The organism is Parafrankia sp. FMc2 (genome assembly GCF_041008525.1).
Classification (GTDB): Bacteria; Actinomycetota; Actinomycetes; order Frankiales; family Frankiaceae; genus Parafrankia.
Genome location: NZ_JBFLUG010000532.1, coordinates 1 through 504 on the forward strand (window position 1 = coordinate 1; position 504 = coordinate 504).

The 504-nt window shown below is 64.7% G+C and carries 1 protein-coding gene; it reads left to right on the top strand.

Annotation, left to right across the window (positions count from 1 at the left end):
* Window position 1 precedes the first annotated feature (1 nt).
* Window positions 2-504: IS630 family transposase (locus AB1460_RS38320; protein WP_368967516.1), on the top strand; the 503-nt coding region annotated here is incomplete at its 3' end.

Sequence of the window (504 nt, forward strand, 5' to 3'; positions counted from 1 at the left end):
GATCAATGATCCGGGTGTTCCGGCGAATGTGGCGACCCGCGCGCGGATTGTTCTCTGGTGCGCGGAGGGGCGCCCGAAGAAAGAGGTAGTCACCTTGGCCGGGGTGTCGTGGCCGACGGTAAACCTGTGGCTGTCCCGGTACGAGGCGGACGGTGTCGGTGGGCTGGTTGACCACAAACGCGGCGCTCCACGAGAACAGGTTCCCGCGAAGATCCGTAGTCGTGTTCTCGCGCTGACTCGTACGGCGCCGCCGGCGGAGACGGGGTTGACGCACTGGTCGAGCAGGGAGATGGCAAGGTACGTGACCCGGACGACCGGGGTGTCGATCTCCTGGCATTATGTGGCGAAGCTGTGGCGGGAGAACGGGCTGAAGCCACACCGCCAGGGCACCTTCAAGATTAGCCGTGATCCGGAGTTCGCGGACAAGATCGCCGACATCGTCGGTCTCTACCTCGACCCGCCCGCGGGCGCGGTAGTCCTGAGCCTCGACGAAAAAACCCAGGT